Raw genomic sequence first — 15,893 nt, 5'->3', positions numbered from 1 at the left:
GTGTGCCCAGACGGACGACACGTGTGTCTGGAGGGACGACACGCGTGTCTGGAGGGACGACACGCGTGTCTGGAGGGACGACACGCGTGTCTGGAGGGACGACACGGCGAAGGCCGCCTCCCCAAGCACGGGAGGCGGCCTTCGGAAGCGGTAACTCAGGCGACGGTCAGGCGGTTCTCGAACGTCTCCACGAGCTTGCGCCACGCGCCCTGCTCGGCGTCGAACGGCGCCGACGGCTCCAGGCGCGTCGGGTCCGGACGCAGCACGAAGGACACCAGCCAGCCCAGGCTTTCGTTGGCCGCCAGTGCCGTCTCGGCCGAGTCGTCGCCGGCCCAGTCCGCCGCGTCCGTGATCAGCTCGACCGCCAGTTCCAGCTGGGTCGGGTCGATCGCCTCCGGGCCCTCCGCGATGTCCGCGTCCAGGCCCGTCAGGACGTAGGTGTTCTCCGGGTCGACCTCGATCTCGAGCTCGCCCGCCGTCGCCTTCGCCAGCACCTCGTCCCACGTGGACACGTCGGCGAGGTCGGTGTCGGCCAGGTCCTTGCCGTCGGCGAGGGCGCGGGCGAGGGCCTTCTCGGACGTGAAGACGTCGATCTCGCCCTCGCTGCCGAGGAACACCGGCTCGTCTTCGAGGTAGCAGCGCAGCGTGTAGTACTCCGCGCCGGACGTGATGATCTTGATCGGGTCGATGCCGACCTCGGCCCAGAAGCCGACCGGAGCGTCGTCTTCTTCGTCGGAGTCCTCGTCGTCCGAAGAGTCGAGCGTGTCGATCGCCTCGAGGTCCTCTTCGCCCTCGGCGCCGGCCTCGGCTTCCGCGGACTCCTCGTGGAACGCCGCGAGCTCCTCGGCCGTCTGCTCCAGCACCTTCTCGTCGACCTCCGGCTGGGTCACCAGGCCGTCGATCGCGTCGAGCACGGTGTCCCACTTCTGCGACACCGTCTCGGACAGGTCGTTCCACACCTGCACGCCGACGCTCCCGGTGAACGGCAGCGTGCCCTGGTCGAGCAGCGAGAAGCCCTCGGTCGAGTCGAGGATCTCGTGGACCTCTTCGAGGTCGCAGACATCGGCGAGAGAGCGCACGATGCCGACGATCTCCGCCAGCTCCGCGATGTGCCAGACGTCCGGCTCCTCGGCGACGAGCTCCGGCACGCCGACGAGGTCGTACGTGTGGTCCTCGTCCGGGATCAGCTCGGGCACGTTCAGCGACGGCACCGCGTCCCAGGCCGGGTGGTCGAGCAGGTCGTGCCGCTCGGCCGTGCGGACGAAAGCGGCCAGGTGAGCGGCGTCGGGGAAGGCGTACAGGTCGTCCTCGTCACCGAGGAACGCTTCCCACTCCTCGCCGTCTTCCCGCCAGCGCGGCGCCCACAGGGTGACGACGTCGCCCTGCGGCAGGCCGAGTTCGATCGGGATGATGTCCTGTGCCATTCCTAAGCCCTCCGGAGTACCGCCCGTGTGCGCGCGGGACCGAATGTATCCCCCGGTCGGTGCGCGGTAACGCGAAGCCTACGGGTTTCGCACTCGCGATGCGATCGCCCCTGCCGACTTTGCGACGAGCGGATGGCACGATGGACACCTGATGACTCTCACAGACCTCCTGCCTGCGGATCCCGACCCCGACGCCCTCTTCGAAGCCTTCACGACCTGGACGGCCAAACGGGGCATCGAGCTGTACCCGGCGCAGGAGGAGGCGGTGATGGAGGTCGTCTCCGGATCGAACGTCATCCTCTCGACGCCGACCGGCTCCGGGAAGAGCCTCGTCGCCGTCGGCGCGCACTTCACCGCGCTCGCCCAGGGCCGCCGCAGCTATTACACCGCGCCCATCAAGGCCCTCGTCTCGGAGAAGTTCTTCCAGCTCATCGACATCTTCGGCGCCGAGAACGTCGGGATGATGACCGGTGACTCCAGCGTCAACCCGGACGCCCCGATCATCTGCTGCACGGCCGAAATCCTGGCGAACATCGCGCTGCGGTTCGGTGCCGACGCCCCGGTCGGGCAGGTCGTGGCCGACGAGTTCCACTTCTACTCCGAGCCCGACCGCGGCTGGGCCTGGCAGGTGCCGCTGCTCGAACTGCCGGACGCCCAGTTCGTCCTGATGTCGGCGACCCTGGGCGACGTCTCCTTCTTCGAAAAGGACCTCACCCGCCGCACCGGCCGCCCGACGGCGGTGGTGACGTCGGTGCAGCGTCCGGTCCCGCTGACCTTCCGATACGCGCTGACGCCGCTGCACGAGACCATGTCCGAGCTGCTCAACGGCGGCCAGGCGCCGGTCTACGTCGTGCACTTCTCGCAGGCCGCGGCCATCGAGCGGGCGCAGACGCTGATGAGCATCAACGTCACCACGAAGGCCGAAAAGGAGGCCATCGCCGAGCTGATCGGCGACTTCCGGTTCGCCGCCGGCTTCGGCAAGACGCTCTCGCGGCTGGTCCGCCACGGCATCGGCGTCCACCACGCCGGCATGCTGCCGAAGTACCGCCGATTGGTCGAGACCCTCGCCCAGTCCGGGCTGCTCAAGGTGATCTGTGGGACCGACACCCTCGGCGTCGGCATCAACGTCCCGATCCGGACGGTCGTGTTCTCGGCGCTCACGAAGTACGACGGCGTCCGCCAGCGCCACCTCAAGGCGCGCGAGTTCCACCAGATCGCCGGCCGCGCCGGGCGCGCGGGCTACGACACCGACGGCTACGTCGTCGTGCAGGCGCCCGACCACGTCGTCGAGAACGCCAAGGCCCTCGAAAAGGCGGGCGACGACCCGAAGAAGAAAAAGAAGATCGTCCGGAAGAAGGCCCCGGAGGGGTTCGTCAACTGGACCGAGAGCACCTTCGACCGCCTCATCGCGGCCGACCCGGAGCCGCTGACGTCCAGCTTCAAGGTCACGCACTCGATGCTGCTGAACGTGATTTCGCGGCCGGGCAACGCTTTCGACTCGATGCGGCACCTGCTCGAGGACAACCACGAGGACCGGGCGTCGCAGCGCAAGCTCATCCTCCGCGCCATCGCGATCTACCGCGCGCTGCTCGCCGCCGGCGTCGTCGAACGACTGTCCGAACCGGACGAACAGGGCCGGATCATCCGGCTCACCGTCGACCTGCAGTTCGACTTCGCGCTCAACCAGCCGCTTTCGCCGTTCGCGCTGGCCGCCATCGAGCTGTTCGACCTCGAGTCGCCGAGCTACGCGCTCGACGTCGTGTCCACTGTGGAGTCCACCGTGGACAATCCGCGGCCGGTGCTGTCGCAGCAGCAGTTCAAGGCCCGTGGCGAGGCCGTGAACGCGATGAAGGCCGAGGGCATCGAGTACGACGAGCGGATGGAGCTGCTCGAGAACGTCAGCTACCCCAAGCCGCTCGAAGAGCTGCTGCAGGGCGCGTTCCACAGCTACCGGCAGGGCCACCCGTGGGTCGACGACTACGAGCTGTCGCCGAAGTCGGTCGTGCGGGACATGTACGAGCGCGCGATGAACTTCGTCGAGTACATCGGCTTCTACCAGCTGGCCCGGTCCGAGGGCCTGGTGCTGCGCTACCTCACGGACGTCTACGACTCCTTGCGTCACACGGTGCCGGACGAGGCGAAGACCGAGTCGCTGCAGGACCTCATCGAGTGGCTCGGCGAGCTCGTCCGCCAGGTCGACTCCAGCCTGCTCGACGAGTGGGAAGCGCTGCGTCACCCGTCGGAGGAAGGCCCGGTGTCGCACCGGCCGCCGCCCGAGCCGCCGGGCGTCACCCGCAACGAGCGCGCGTTCCGCGTCCTGGTCCGCAACGAGCTGTTCCGCCGGGTCGAGCTGTTCGGGCGGCGGGCGTGGAACGTGCTCGGCGAGCTGGACGCGGAGTCGGGCTGGGACGCCGACGCGTGGCAGGAAGCGATCGAGGACTACTTCGAGGAGTACGAGACGCTCGGCACCGGTCCGGACGCGCGCGGCCCGCAGCTGCTGATGATCGACCAGCAGCCGGACGTCTGGAAGGTGCGCCAGATCTTCGACGACCCGGCCGGCGACCACGACTGGGGCATCAGCGCCGAGGTCGACCTGGCCGCGTCGGACGAGGCCGGGATGGCGGTCGTCCGGGTGACCGCGGTGGGCGCGCACTAGCCGGGTTGCGCCCAACGGCGCAGTCCGGCGGTGGGGTTTGGGGTTAGCGTGGAGGCTTCGCGACCCGGGAGGGACCATGGGGAACTTCAAGCGCCTGCTGGCCGGAATCTTCTTCGCCGCGGCAGTGGTCGTGGCCGTCGCCCCGGCCGCGTCGGCCGCATCGATGGTGGAATACGCGCTGCTGGCGAGCCCCGACGCCACCGCCATCGAATACGGCCTCTGAGGCTCAGCCCATCGGGGTCAGGATCGCCTGGGCGTCTTCGCCCGCGAACCACAGCCCGATGGCGAACGCCGCGGTGGCCTCCAGCAGGGCCGCGCGGTCGAGGCCGCCCGCGTGGACCGGCTTGGCGCCGATGTCGCGGACCAGCGTGCTCACGGCGTCGAGCGCCGCGGGGTCGTTGCCGCACAACGGGACCGACAGGGCGCGGCCGTCGAACACCGGTGGCGTCATCCGCCAGACGTCGACGTGCGCGAGGTTGAACGCCTTCACGACGTGGGCGTCCGTGGCGATCCGCGACGCCACCGGGGCGCCCATCAGGCCGGGGTCGTTGGTGCAGTCCACCAGCACCTTCCCGGCCGGCGGACCCGCCTCGGCGAGCACTTCGCCGATCGCGGCCGCGGGGACGGCCAGGAGCAGCACGTCGGCGAAAGCGGCCGTCTCGCGCCAGGTTCCGGTCGTGGCGCCGAGCCGCCCGGCCAACGGGCCGGGGTCGGACCGGCCGCTCACCATGAGTTCGTGGCCCGCCCGCGCCCACTGCGTGCCGAGCGCGTCCGCCATCCCGCCCGTCCCGAAGATCCCGATCCGCATGCGTCCTCCTTGTGCTTGGCTGGTACCAGCACGACGGTAGGAACCCGGGAAGGAACCGAACGGTAACCATGGACTTCCTCGCGGATTGCCGCACGCGGCTCGCCTTCGACCTGGTCGCCAACACGTGGAACCCGGTAGTGCTGTGGGCGCTGCGCGACGGCCCGCAGCGGCACGTCGACCTGCGGCGCACCATCGGCGGCATCAGCGCGAAGGTGCTCACGGAAACCGTGCGGCGCCTGGAGTTCGACGGCCTCGTCGAGCGGCGCGAAGGCGCGTACGCGCTTACGCCGCTGGGCTCGACGCTGCTGGAGCCGATCGAGGGCTTCGGGCGCTGGGCCGCCGAGCACGGCGACGACGTCGTCGCCGCTCAAACCCGAGCAACACGATCAGCATGACCAGCTCCAAGGCCGGCAGCGGATAGCCGAGGGTGATGCCGGCGGCGACGTCCACGGCGGGCGCGCCGAGCCCCGCGACGAACACCCAGGTCGGCGCGGTCGGCGGTTTTGCGGCGGGAGACCACGACGTCTTCTTCCACGGCTTCGCGACCGAGAGCCAGGCCTGGAACGCGAGTGCGCTCGCCATCAGCGACGCTCCGGCGATCTGCAGCCAGGCGACGGTGCCGGTGTCCGCGGATTCCCGGAGGGCGGCGGAGAGCAGGAAGATCCCGGCGTAGAGCTGAACCAGCGTCAGGGCGAACTTCGTGAGCACCCACCAGTGCCGGAAGTAGCCCCACGCCGTCGCGCCGGCGAGCAGCAGGCCGGTGAACGCCGAGACGTTGGCCATGGGGGCGAGCAGGACGGAGTCGAGGCGTTCGGCCATCGCGGGCGCGCCCGCCGACATCAGCACGACGAGGGCGAGGGCCTGGCTCATCCAGGCGACGGACGAAACGACGTGCAGCCAGACGACGGCTTGGCGCCAGCGGGGAGAAGTCTTTGCGGTCACGGGATCCAGGCTCGCCGAGCGGCGGCGCGGACACATCGGGCGCGACCCCGGTTTCGCCCCGGAGCTGAGGCGCGCCCACCTACTCCCGCCGGAGTACGCAACCGCACCGGCCGTACTCCCCGGGTGGTCGTGAGTGGTAATTAGGGTTCTAACCCTAATTACCACTCACGACGGGGTTCTTCGCCGCCAGCGCTAGCAGGGGGACCGCGGCGGCGGCGTCGGTGATGAGGGTGGAGACCATGCCCGAGCGGAGGACCGCGTCCACTGCCGCGGCTTTCGGGCGGCTGTAGCCGAGGGCGATCACCTCCGGGACCGCCATCAGCTCTTCGTGGCTGATCGCCAGGACGTGGTGGGCCAAGCCGGTGGAGAGAGCGTTGCCGGAGGCGTCGAAGAGGCGGGCCGCGACCTCCGCCGTCGCCCCGCGGGCCGCGATCGCCGCTCGCTCGGCCTCGTCCAGCGCGTCGTACACCGTCGACTCGCCCGGCTGCCACGCGCCGATGCTGACCACCGCCTTGGTCAGGTGCCGGAACTGGCCGAACGTTTCCGCGATCCCCGGCTGACGCCGCAGCGTCTCCGTCGTCCGGCGGTCGGGCAGCACCAGCGGGCCGAAGATCGGGTACGCGTCGCCGCCGGACACCGACGTCACCCGGCTGACCGTCTCGACCGAGCGGCCGCGCATGTCCATCCCGGCCTGCACCCCGCAGAGCTGGACGATCGGGCAGCGCGGTAGCGACCGCACCGCCTCCGTCATCGCGTTCACCGACCGCGCCCACGACAGCCCGATGACGTCCGACGGGACCGCGATCTCCTCCAGCAGCTGCGCCGCCAGCGCGCCGATCTTCGCCCGGACGACCTCTCGCGGCTCCCGCTCGGTTGAGCGTTCGAGCACCAACGCCCGCTCCAGGCCGTACGCCGAGCGCACCTCGTCCGACAGGGCCAGGTCCACCGGCGCCGGCAGCGAGAACTCCACCCTCACCAGGCCGGACTCCATGGCGGTGTCGAGCATCCGCGCCACCTTGAACCGGCTGACGCCGAACTCGTCGGCGATCTCCAGTTTGGAGCGTCCCTGCACGTAGAAGCGCCGGGCGACGGTGGCGAGCAGCATCGCTTCAGTGAGCGAAGCACTCTTTCGAGAAGCGCTCATATGAGCATAATAGCGCGAAATCCAGCCGAAAGGTTGACGTACTGCCGACGTCAGACCTGTAATGCCTTCACATGTTCTCGACGCGATAGGTCAATGTTGCTCATCTGAGCGCGAGAAAGGGGCAAGGCATGCGTGCCGCCATCGTCGATCGGCCCGGTGAGATCAGGGTCGGCGAGGTGCCCGATCCGAAACCCGGGGAACACGAGGTCGTCGTCAAGGTCGGAGCGTGCGGCATCTGCGGCACCGACCTGCACATCGCGGACGGGCACTTCCCGCCCACCCCGTACCCCATCGTCCCCGGGCACGAGTTCGCCGGGGAGATCGTCGAGCTCGGCGCGGACGTGCCGGGCGAGTGGAAGGTCGGCGACCGGGTGGCCGTCGACCCGTCGCTGTTCTGCGGCTACTGCGGCCCGTGCCGCGCCGGCCACGGCAACCTCTGCGCGAACTGGGGCGCCACCGGCGACACCGTCAACGGCGCCTTCGCCGAATACGTCGCTGTCCCGTCCGCCACCTGCTACCGCATGCCCGACGCGATGACGTGGGAACAGGGCGCGCTCGTCGAACCGGTTTCCTGTGCGGTGCACGGTGTTCGCCGCGTCGGCGTCGAGGCCGGCGAACGCTTCCTCGTCGTCGGCGCCGGCACCATGGGCCTGATCATGCAGCAGCTGCTGCAGCGCTCGGGCGCGCAGGTCACGGTGGTCGACCGCAACGAAGCCCGGCTGCCCCGCGCAAACAGTCTCGGTGCCGTCGCGACCGCAACGGACGTCAGCGACCTGAACGGCGAGAAGTTCGACGTCGCCGTCGACTGCACCGGCGCCGCGCCCGCCATCGAAGCCGCCTTCGACGCGATCCGGCGCGGGGGACGGCTGCTCGTCTTCGGCGTCGCCCCGGCCGAAGCCCGCGTCGCGCTTTCGCCGTTCCGCATCTACAACGACGAAATCACCATCGTCGGCTCGATGGCCGTGCTGCACAGCTTCGGCGCCGCCCTCGACCTCGTCGCGAGCGGCGCGATCGACACCGACGCGCTGCTCACCGACACCCTGCCGCTGGAGCAGTACCCCGAGGCGCTGGCCAAGATGCGCAGCGGCGCGGGCCTCAAGGTGCAGGTACTCCCCGGAGGTGGCCGTGCGTAAGCTCCTCACCCTCATCGCCGCGACGTCGCTGCTGGCCACCGGCTGCGCGGGCGCCGGCTCGCTCGGCACCGGCAGCAGCACGCTCGTCATCGCCATCGTGTCCAACCCGCAGATGAAGGACGCGATCGCGCTCGCACCGGAGTTCGAGAAGGCCACCGGCATCGGACTGAAGTTCGTGTCCCTGCCGGAAAACCAGGCCCGCGCGAAGATCACCGCGTCGACCGCCACCGAGGGCGGCGAGTTCGATGTCGTCATGATCAGCAACTACGAGGCCCCGCAGTGGGCGGCCAACGGCTGGCTCGAGAACCTCGAACCGCACATGGCGGCCACGCCCGGCTACGACGAAGGCGACTTCATCCCCAGCATCAAGACGTCGCTTTCGTACCGGAACCAGATGTACGCGGTGCCGTTCTACGGCGAGTCGTCGTTCCTGGCCTACCGCAAGGATCTCTTCCAGCAGGCCGGGCTCACCATGCCGGCCAAGCCGACCTGGCAGCAGATCGCGGACTTCGCCGCGAAGCTCGACGACAAGGCCAACGGCGTCGCGGGCATCTGCCTGCGCGGCAAGCCCGGCTGGGGCGAAAGCCTCGCGCCGTTCACGACCGTGGCCAACACCTTCGGCGCGCAGTGGTTCGACAAGGACTGGAACGCCAAGCTGACCTCGCCGGAGTTCGAGGAAGCCGCGAACTTCTACGTCAACCTCATCCGCGAACACGGTGAGGTCGGTGCTTCCAGCGCCGGGTTCTCCGAGTGCGGCACGCGCTACACCCAGGGCAACGCGGCGATGTGGTACGACGCCACGGTCATGGCGGGCACCAACGAAGACCCGTCGAGCAGCAAGATCGTCGGCAAGTCCGGCTACGCGCCCGCACCGGTCGTCAAGACGCAGGCCAGCGGCTGGCTCTACACCTGGGCGCTCGGTATCCCGAAGGTCGCGAAGGACAAGGACGCGGCCTGGAAGTTCATGGCCTGGATGACCGACAAGGCGTACGTGCAGAAGGTCGGCCAGACCTACGGCTGGAACCGCGTCCCGCCGGGCGTCCGCCAGTCGACCTACGCGATCCCCGAGTACGCGGACGCGGCGAAGGCCTACGCGAAGCCCACGCTGGACGGCATCGCGGACGCGAACCAGCAGAAGGTGATGGCTAACCCGGTGCCCTACCCCGGCATCCAGTTCGTCGGCATCCCCGAATTCCAGGACCTGGGCACCCGGGTGAGCCAGCAGCTGTCGGCGGCGATCGCCGGCCGCGAGTCCGTCGAAGACGCCCTCAAGCAGTCCCAGGACTACGCCCAGACGGTGGGCGACTCCTACAAGGCGGTGCAGTGATGTCCACGCTCTCCGTAGACACGCCCCAGTCCCAGACACACGCGAAGGTCGAGGAGAAACGCGGCCTGAGCACCGCGGCCAAGCGGCGGCTGCCGCTGCTGCCCGCGCTGATCTTCGTCATCGCGGTGACGCAGCTGCCGTTCCTGCTCACCGTGTTCTACTCGTTCCAGTCGTGGAACCTGGTCCGGCCGGGTTCACGGCACTTCGTCGGCCTGGACAACTACATCGACGTCTTCAGTGACACGACGTTCCTGGTCGCGCTGCTCAACACGGTCGTGCTGACCGTGGTGTGCGTGTTCGTCGCGCTCCTGCTCGGCCTGGGCCTGGCGATCCTGCTCGACCGCAAGTTCCTCGGCCGCGGCGTCGTCCGGACGCTGCTGATCACGCCGTTCCTGATCCTGCCGGCCGCCGGCGCGCTGCTGTGGAAGACGACGGTGTTCGACCCGACCTACGGGCTGCTGCACTTCGTCTTCGGCACCGACGTCGACTGGCTTTCGGAGTTCCCGCTGGCCGCGGTGATGGCGCAGATCGTGTGGCAGTGGACGCCGTTCATGATGCTGCTCATCCTGGCCGGCCTGCAGAGCCAGCCCAAGGACGTCCTCGAAGCGGCCGATGTGGACGGTGCGGGCCGCTGGCGGACGTTCGTCTCCATCACGCTGCCACACCTGTCCCGGTTCCTGCAGCTGGCCACCCTGCTGGGCGCGATCTACATCGTGAACAGCTTCGACGCGATCTTCCTGATGACCCAGGGCGGCCCGGGCACGGCGAGCACCAACCTGCCGTACTACATCTACCAGCGCGCGTTCGAGGGCTTCGACGTCGGCCAGTCGTCGGCGATGGGCGTGGTCGTGGTCATCCTGACGATGATCGTCGCGACCTTCGCGCTGCGCCTGATGTTCCGGACCTTCTCGGTGAGCGGAGGCATCAAGTGACCACCACCGCCGCACCGCGTAAACGCCAGTACGGCAAGGGCGCCCTGACCGTGGCGACCTGGATCATCGCGATCCTGTTCGTCTTCCCGCTGCTGTGGATGATCCTCACGGCGTTCAAGCAGGAGGCGGACGCCTACACCGACCCGCCGAAACTGTTCTTCACCCCGACGTTCGAGCAGATCGGCAACGTCCTGGGCGGCGGGTTCCTGCCGTACGCCGCCAACTCCGCGTTCGTCACGATCCTGTCGACGCTGCTGGTGCTGCTCTTCGGCGTCCCGGCGGCGTACGCGCTGTCGCTGGCGCCGGTCAAGGGCACGTCGAACGCGCTCGGGTTCTTCCTGTCGACGAAGATGCTGCCGATCGTGGCGGCGATCATCCCGCTGTACATCATCTCGCAGAACACCGAGCTGCTCGACACGGTGTGGGCGCTGGTCATCCTGTACACGTCGATGAACTTGCCGCTGGCCATCTGGATGATGCGGTCGTTCTTCCTCGAGGTGCCGCACGAGATGATCGAGGCGGGCCGGATCGACGGCGCCAACCTGCCGACGCTGCTGCGCAAGATCATCATGCCGGTGGTCGCGCCCGGGATCGCGGCGACCGCGCTGATCTGCGTGATCTTCTCCTGGACCGAGTTCTTCTACGCGGTCAACCTGACCGCGGCCCGGGCCGGCACGGTCCCGGTGTTCCTGGTCGGGTTCATCACCAGCGAAGGCCTGTACTGGGCACAGCTGTCGGCGGCGGCGCTGCTGGCCTCCCTGCCGGTGATGATCGTCGGCTGGATCGCGCAGAACCACCTGGTCCGCGGCCTGTCGATGGGCGCGGTCAAGTAGAAGTTCGTGAAGGCCACCTTGAGGAACTTGAACTTCCTCAAGGTGGCCTTCACGAACTTCGGGCTATTCCTGGAGGGAGAGGGCCTGGCTCGGGCAGACGTGCACCGCTTCGCGGGCTTTGTCGACCAGCTCGCCCTGCGGCTGGTCGTCGAGGACGATCACCGTGCCGTCCTCCTCGCTCTGGTCGAACAGCGAAGGCTCGGTGAGTACGCACTGACCGGCGCCGACGCACTTGCCGGTGTCCGCGATGATCTTCATGGTCCTCTTCTCCTGTGGTGGGGTGGCAGTTCGTCTCTACCAGGTCACCGGCAACCGGTACAGGCCGTAGATGGCCGCGTCGTCCTTGAACGGCAGGTCGTCGACCGGCGCGGCCAGCTGCAGGCCGGGAACCCGGCGGAAGAGCGTGTCGAAGACGATCTGCAGTTCCATCCGGGCGAGGTTCTGGCCGAGGCACTGATGCGGGCCGAACCCGAAGGCGACGTGGTGGCGGGCGCCGCGCTCGATGTCCAGCTCGTCGGGATTTTCGAACGCGGTGTCGTCGCGGTTGGCCGCGTAGCCCAGCGCCAGCACACCTTCGCCGGCCCGGATCAGCTGCCCGCCGACCTCGGCGTCCTCGACGCACAGCCGGGCCGTGGCGGCGTCGACGATGGTGAAGTACCGCAGCAGCTCCTCGACGGCTTCGAGGGTCTTGCCCGGGTCGTCCTTGATCAGCGCCAGCTGGTCCGGGTTCTCCAGCAGCCCGACCGTGCCGAGCGAGATCATGTTCGCCGTCGTTTCGTGCCCGGCCACCAGCAGCAGGAACCCGGTCGCGGCCAGCGAGGCCCGCCGGTAGGTGCCCTCTTCGCGCAGCTTGACGATCTGCCGCCCGAGCAGGTCGTCCGGCGGATCCGCTTCCTTCCCGGCGATGAGGTCGCTCATGTACTCGCGCACCGCCTCGACGGCCGCCCGCCGCTCCTGCGGGGGCGTGTCGCGCTTGATCAGCTTCGCCGTGTGCGTCTGGAAGAAGTCGTGGTCGGCGTACGGCACACCGAGCATCTCGCAGATGACCAGCGACGGCACCGGCAGCGACAGCGTCTCGACCAGGTCGCCCGGCTTCGGGCCGGCCAGCAGCGCGTCGATCCGCTCGTCGACGAGCTCCTGGATCCGCGGCCGCAGCGCCTCCATCCGGCGCACGGTGAACTCGCCGAGCACGGCCTTGCGAGCCGGCCCGTGCTCGGGCGCGTCCATGGTGATCATGGTGCGCTCGTCGTCCGGCCGCCGGAACCCCGGCACCAGCTGCGGGAAGTCCGGGTGCTGCCGGTCGGCGCTGAACCGCCGGTCGTTCAGCACGGTCCGGACGTCCTCGTGCCTGCTGACCACCCAGGCCTGCTTGCCGCCGGGCAGCCCCACCCGGGTGACCGGATCCTCCTCGCGGATCTCGGCGTAGGCCGGCGGCGGCGCGAACGGGCAGGTCCGCGTCATCGGGAATTCGTGAACGGCGGTCATGGTGTCTCCCTCACCAGGTCACGGGCAGGCAGTAGAGGCCGAAGATCGACGAGTCGTGCTTGAACGGCAGCTGGTCCACCGGCGTGGCCAGCTTGAGGTCCGGGATGCGGCGGAACAGCGTGTCGAAGACGATCTGCAGTTCCATCCGGGCGAGGTTCTGGCCGAGGCACTGGTGCGGGCCGAACCCGAAGGCGACGTGGTGGCGGGCGCCGCGTTCGATGTCCAGCTCGTCCGGGTTGTCGAAGGCGGCTTCGTCGCGGTTGCCGGAGTAGCTCAGCCCCAGGACGCCCTCGCCTTCGCGGATCAGCTGCCCGCCGATCTCGACGTCGTCGGTGGCGACGCGCGCGGTCGCGAACTCCGCGATGGTGAAGTACCGCAGCAACTCCTCGACGGCGTCGAGGGTCTTGCCGGGGTCGTTCTTGATGATCGCGAGCTGGTCCGGGTTCTCCAGCAGCGCCACGGTGCCGAGGGAGATCATGTTCGCCGTCGTCTCGTGCCCGGCGAGGAGCAGCAGGAAGGCGAGCGAGACCAGCGAGTCGTGGTCGACGTCGCCGTGCTCCTCTCGCTGCTTGAGGACCTGGCGGCCGAGCAGGTCGTCGGTGGGGTCGGCCTCCTTCGCCGCGACCAGCTCGTCGAGGTAGCTCTGCATCTCCTCGACCGACTGCATCCGCGCTTCCTGCGTCACCTCCCGGTTCAGCAGGGTGGAGCTGCGCGACTGGAAGAAGTCGTGGTCGGCGTACGGGACGCCGAGCTGCTCGCAGATGACCAGCGACGGCACCGGCAGGCTCAGCGCGGAGACCAGGTCGGCGGGCTTCGAGCCGGCCAGCATCGCGTCGATGTGCTCGTCGACGATCTGCTGGATCCGCGGCTGCAGCGCCTTCATCCGCTTGACGGTGAACTCGCCGACGACCTCGCGGCGCGCGGCGCCGTGCTCCGGGGGATCCATGTTGATCAGTGACGCGGTGAAGCGGCGGCGCTGCGGCCGGCCGTCCTTCGTCAGCACCGGGAAGCCGGGGTTGAAGCGGTCGGAGCTGAACCGCGGGTCGGTCAGCATCTGCCGGACTTCCTCGAGGCGGGTGATGGCCCAGGCCTCCGAGCCGTCGGGCAGCCCGACGCGCTGGACCGGGCCCGCTTCGCGGAGCTTCTCGTACGCCGGCGGCGGCGCGAACGGGCAGGTGCGGGCCAGCGGGAAGACCTCGTCCCGGGTCGCGGGCTCGGCCAATTCAGTCATTTCGGACCCCCTAAATCGGACGGAAAGTATGCGGAGGATTACATTCCGGTTCTCTGGTCCAAGGTACCGAAGCGGAAGGAAGTCGTCCACTAGATGCCGCCTACCCATTCGAGGAGGCGGTGTGTGGCCGGGTGACCGTGCGAGAATCACCCCGCGCGATTCAGTGGAAGGCGAACGGCATGACGGCAGACCCCGAGACCACCCTGCGGGCGGACGCGCGCCGCAACCGCGACCAGATCCTGGCCGCCGCGAAGAGCATCTTCGCCGTTTCCGGTCCCGAGGCACCGATGGAGGAGATCGCCCGCGCGGCCGGAGTCGGCGTCGGCACGCTGTACCGCCGCTTCCCGGACCGTGACGCCCTGGTCAGGGCGGTCGCCATGGACAACTTCGAGCGGGTGCTGATCGACGCGCGCGTGATCGCGGCCGAGGAGACGTCGTCGTGGCGCGCGCTGGAGCGGCTGCTGCGGCAGTCGGTGGAGCTGCAGTTGAGCGTGCAGCTGGCGATGGAGTCGCACCGGGCGCTGGTGATCCTCAAGCAGGACCCCGAGGTCCGCCGGCTGCGCGACGAGATCCTGGCGGTCCTCGACGGTTTCGTCGCCGGAGCCAAGGCCGAGGGCAAGCTCCGCGACGACGTCGGCGCCGGCGACATCGCGATCCTGTTCGCGACGCTGCTGCGCCAGATGCGCGCGAAGTCGCCGGAGGTCGCGGAGATGGCGGCCCGCCGGTGCGTCGGCATCATGATCGACGGCCTCAGCGCGCGGCCGGGTTCGCCGCTACCCGGCCGGGCGATCACGTCCGGCGACCTCGACCCCGGCTGATTTCCCGGATTTCCCCGTTGTCGATCCGGCCGAAAGTAGGCGGATGCGGACTGGAGGTCCGTGCACCGGTGCCGTTGTTCCGCCGTGACTGCCGGCTGGATTGGCAACCATCGACAGGGTAGGGTTCCGCCTCGTTCTGCCGGAATTGCAGCTGCGGGCGGGAAAATGCGACGAAGAATGCTGGCCGTGTTGTTGGCGATTTCCTTCCCGGTGCTCGCCGGGTGTGGCGCCACGCCCGTCGACGGCGTGGCGGCCGCGCCGGTGCCGCCGCCTTCGCCGGCAGCTCCTCCTTCGGCCGCTCCCTCGTCGGCCGCGGTGTCCAGTTCGGCCCCGGCGACGTCCCGACCTGCGACTTCGCCGCCACCGACGCCGCCCCCGCCGTCGACCACGCCGGTCCGGAACTGCCGCACCCCCGAGTTCACCACCAGCGACGCGGACGGCGGCTGGTCGGACGGCGGCTACTACGTCCACAACAACATGTGGAACGCAGGGGAAGCGGGCCCGGAAACGCTGCGGGCGTGCGCGTACGACAACTGGTACGTCGATTCCACCCAGCCCGATTCGACGTCGGTGAAAACCTATCCGAACGTGCACAAGGACATCAACAACCAGAACGGCAAACCGTTCAACGACTATTCGGTGATCAAATCCACCTTCGCCGGCCGCGGCCCGGGCACGGGCATCTACGACGTGGCGTACGACCTCTGGCTGAACGGCGTGGGCAACGGCGCCGGCGTCAGCGAGCTGATGGTCTGGACGGAGAACCACAAGCAGGTCCCGGCGGGCGACAAGCTGACGACGTACACGGCGGGCGGCTTCACGTACGACGTCTGGGCGGAGGACGCGGGGTATGTCGCGTTCGTGTCCCGGTCGACGCAGTATTCGGGCAGTGTCGACCTGAAGGCGATGATCGCGTGGGCGATCGGGAAGGGCCTGATCCCCCCGAACCCGACGGTCAACCAGATCGGCTACGGCATCGAGTTCTGCTCGACGGGCGGCGGCAAGGCCCGGTTCACGCTGTCGGACTTCTCCGTGACGATGAGCTAGTACTACAGGGACACTTGTGTGCGTGACCTGGGGAAAGTCACCGTTTGCCGTGGCTGGTGGTCGTGAGTGGTAATTCGGGTTCTAACCCGAATTACCACTCACGACCCGCTGCG

General features: G+C 68.9%; 16 protein-coding genes. 9 read left to right on the top strand and 7 right to left on the bottom strand.

Annotated elements, in window-relative coordinates; genetic code table 11:
* Positions 1–155 precede the first annotated feature (155 nt).
* Positions 156–1,424 carry a primosomal protein gene (locus ACLJQF_RS43600; RefSeq protein WP_410616193.1) on the bottom strand — a complete coding sequence of 423 codons (1,269 nt, stop codon included), beginning with the start codon at positions 1,422–1,424 and terminating at the stop codon, positions 156–158.
* Positions 1,425–1,575: 151 nt separating this feature from the next.
* Between ACLJQF_RS43600 and ACLJQF_RS43595 the strand changes: the two genes are divergently transcribed.
* Together ACLJQF_RS43595 and ACLJQF_RS43590 are read left to right on the top strand one after the other, a co-directional pair.
* A complete protein-coding gene (locus tag ACLJQF_RS43595; RefSeq protein ID WP_410616192.1) occupies positions 1,576–4,080 on the top strand; it encodes a DEAD/DEAH box helicase in 2,505 nt (834 codons plus the stop codon).
* A gap of 76 nt (positions 4,081–4,156) precedes the next feature.
* Positions 4,157–4,303 carry a hypothetical protein gene (locus tag ACLJQF_RS43590; protein ID WP_410616191.1) on the top strand — a complete coding sequence of 49 codons (147 nt, stop codon included), beginning with the start codon at positions 4,157–4,159 and terminating at the stop codon, positions 4,301–4,303.
* 3 nt (positions 4,304–4,306) lie between these two features.
* Here ACLJQF_RS43590 and ACLJQF_RS43585 read toward each other — a convergent pair whose 3' ends face one another.
* The gene (locus ACLJQF_RS43585; RefSeq protein WP_410616190.1) at positions 4,307–4,888 is read right to left on the bottom strand and encodes an NADPH-dependent F420 reductase; all 582 of its coding nucleotides are present in this window, start codon (positions 4,886–4,888) and stop codon (positions 4,307–4,309) included.
* 68 nt (positions 4,889–4,956) lie between these two features.
* Between ACLJQF_RS43585 and ACLJQF_RS43580 the strand changes: the two genes are divergently transcribed.
* The gene (locus tag ACLJQF_RS43580) at positions 4,957–5,283 is read left to right on the top strand and encodes a winged helix-turn-helix transcriptional regulator (RefSeq protein WP_410616189.1); all 327 of its coding nucleotides are present in this window, start codon (positions 4,957–4,959) and stop codon (positions 5,281–5,283) included.
* On the opposite strand, the gene ACLJQF_RS43575 is transcribed toward ACLJQF_RS43580, so the two are convergent.
* Together ACLJQF_RS43575 and ACLJQF_RS43570 are read right to left on the bottom strand one after the other, a co-directional pair.
* Positions 5,171–5,830, bottom strand: coding sequence for a hypothetical protein (locus tag ACLJQF_RS43575; RefSeq protein WP_410616188.1), 660 nt, complete (start codon positions 5,828–5,830; stop codon positions 5,171–5,173). The genes ACLJQF_RS43580 and ACLJQF_RS43575 overlap by 113 nt on opposite strands.
* 154 nt (positions 5,831–5,984) lie before the next feature.
* Positions 5,985–6,974, bottom strand: a complete 990-nt coding sequence (locus ACLJQF_RS43570; RefSeq protein ID WP_410616187.1) for a sugar-binding transcriptional regulator — start codon at positions 6,972–6,974, stop codon at positions 5,985–5,987.
* Positions 6,975–7,102: 128 nt separating this feature from the next.
* On the opposite strand from ACLJQF_RS43570, the gene ACLJQF_RS43565 reads away from it, so the two are divergent.
* From ACLJQF_RS43565 to ACLJQF_RS43550, 4 genes are read left to right on the top strand one after another with little or no spacing between them, the layout of a single operon-like run.
* Positions 7,103–8,107, top strand: a complete 1,005-nt coding sequence (locus tag ACLJQF_RS43565; RefSeq protein WP_410616186.1) for a zinc-dependent alcohol dehydrogenase family protein — start codon at positions 7,103–7,105, stop codon at positions 8,105–8,107.
* Positions 8,094–9,434 (top strand): ABC transporter substrate-binding protein, encoded by a 1,341-nt coding sequence (locus ACLJQF_RS43560; RefSeq protein ID WP_410616185.1) that lies wholly within the window; start codon positions 8,094–8,096, stop codon positions 9,432–9,434. The genes ACLJQF_RS43565 and ACLJQF_RS43560 overlap by 14 nt, the downstream gene beginning before the upstream one ends.
* Entirely contained in the window at positions 9,434–10,366 is a 933-nt protein-coding gene (locus tag ACLJQF_RS43555) for a carbohydrate ABC transporter permease (protein WP_410616184.1), read from the top strand. Before ACLJQF_RS43560 ends, ACLJQF_RS43555 begins: the two co-directional genes overlap by 1 nt.
* Entirely contained in the window at positions 10,363–11,199 is an 837-nt protein-coding gene (locus ACLJQF_RS43550; RefSeq protein ID WP_410616183.1) for a carbohydrate ABC transporter permease, read from the top strand. The genes ACLJQF_RS43555 and ACLJQF_RS43550 overlap by 4 nt, the downstream gene beginning before the upstream one ends.
* 63 nt (positions 11,200–11,262) lie before the next feature.
* On the opposite strand, the gene ACLJQF_RS43545 is transcribed toward ACLJQF_RS43550, so the two are convergent.
* The 3 genes from ACLJQF_RS43545 to ACLJQF_RS43535 are packed head-to-tail and all read right to left on the bottom strand — an operon-like array spanning position 11,263 to position 13,915.
* Positions 11,263–11,457 carry a ferredoxin gene (locus tag ACLJQF_RS43545; protein WP_086847791.1) on the bottom strand — a complete coding sequence of 65 codons (195 nt, stop codon included), beginning with the start codon at positions 11,455–11,457 and terminating at the stop codon, positions 11,263–11,265.
* A 36-nt stretch (positions 11,458–11,493) separates the two neighbouring features.
* On the bottom strand, positions 11,494–12,684 hold the full coding sequence (locus tag ACLJQF_RS43540; RefSeq protein WP_410616182.1) for a cytochrome P450: 1,191 nt from the start codon (positions 12,682–12,684) through the stop codon (positions 11,494–11,496).
* A 10-nt stretch (positions 12,685–12,694) separates the two neighbouring features.
* Positions 12,695–13,915, bottom strand: a complete 1,221-nt coding sequence (locus tag ACLJQF_RS43535) for a cytochrome P450 (protein ID WP_410616181.1) — start codon at positions 13,913–13,915, stop codon at positions 12,695–12,697.
* Between the two features lie 179 nt (positions 13,916–14,094).
* Between ACLJQF_RS43535 and ACLJQF_RS43530 the strand changes: the two genes are divergently transcribed.
* Together ACLJQF_RS43530 and ACLJQF_RS43525 are read left to right on the top strand one after the other, a co-directional pair.
* Positions 14,095–14,733, top strand: coding sequence for a TetR/AcrR family transcriptional regulator (locus tag ACLJQF_RS43530; RefSeq protein WP_410616180.1), 639 nt, complete (start codon positions 14,095–14,097; stop codon positions 14,731–14,733).
* A gap of 177 nt (positions 14,734–14,910) precedes the next feature.
* Positions 14,911–15,780, top strand: a complete 870-nt coding sequence (locus ACLJQF_RS43525; RefSeq protein WP_410616179.1) for a GH12 family glycosyl hydrolase domain-containing protein — start codon at positions 14,911–14,913, stop codon at positions 15,778–15,780.
* The last annotated feature ends 113 nt before the right edge of the window (positions 15,781–15,893 follow it).

Origin of the sequence: Amycolatopsis sp. lyj-109 (genome assembly GCF_046548995.1) — a bacterium.
In the GTDB taxonomy this organism is placed as follows: Bacteria; Actinomycetota; Actinomycetes; order Mycobacteriales; family Pseudonocardiaceae; genus Amycolatopsis.
The sequence above is the reverse complement of the archived record's forward strand: the minus strand, read 5'-3'. Positions and strand labels throughout refer to the sequence as shown.

Coding starts and splice junctions, on each gene's coding strand:
- ACLJQF_RS43600 (WP_410616193.1), bottom strand. CDS start 1,424: ATGGCACAGGACATCATCCCGATCGAACTCGGCCTGCCGCAGGGCGAC.
- ACLJQF_RS43545 (WP_086847791.1), bottom strand. CDS start 11,457: ATGAAGATCATCGCGGACACCGGCAAGTGCGTCGGCGCCGGTCAGTGC.
- ACLJQF_RS43555 (WP_410616184.1), top strand. CDS start 9,434: ATGTCCACGCTCTCCGTAGACACGCCCCAGTCCCAGACACACGCGAAG.
- ACLJQF_RS43525 (WP_410616179.1), top strand. CDS start 14,911: ATGCTGGCCGTGTTGTTGGCGATTTCCTTCCCGGTGCTCGCCGGGTGT.
- ACLJQF_RS43590 (WP_410616191.1), top strand. CDS start 4,157: ATGGGGAACTTCAAGCGCCTGCTGGCCGGAATCTTCTTCGCCGCGGCA.
- ACLJQF_RS43580 (WP_410616189.1), top strand. CDS start 4,957: ATGGACTTCCTCGCGGATTGCCGCACGCGGCTCGCCTTCGACCTGGTC.
- ACLJQF_RS43565 (WP_410616186.1), top strand. CDS start 7,103: ATGCGTGCCGCCATCGTCGATCGGCCCGGTGAGATCAGGGTCGGCGAG.
- ACLJQF_RS43585 (WP_410616190.1), bottom strand. CDS start 4,888: ATGCGGATCGGGATCTTCGGGACGGGCGGGATGGCGGACGCGCTCGGC.
- ACLJQF_RS43530 (WP_410616180.1), top strand. CDS start 14,095: ATGACGGCAGACCCCGAGACCACCCTGCGGGCGGACGCGCGCCGCAAC.
- ACLJQF_RS43540 (WP_410616182.1), bottom strand. CDS start 12,684: ATGACCGCCGTTCACGAATTCCCGATGACGCGGACCTGCCCGTTCGCG.
- ACLJQF_RS43535 (WP_410616181.1), bottom strand. CDS start 13,915: ATGACTGAATTGGCCGAGCCCGCGACCCGGGACGAGGTCTTCCCGCTG.
- ACLJQF_RS43570 (WP_410616187.1), bottom strand. CDS start 6,974: ATGAGCGCTTCTCGAAAGAGTGCTTCGCTCACTGAAGCGATGCTGCTC.
- ACLJQF_RS43595 (WP_410616192.1), top strand. CDS start 1,576: ATGACTCTCACAGACCTCCTGCCTGCGGATCCCGACCCCGACGCCCTC.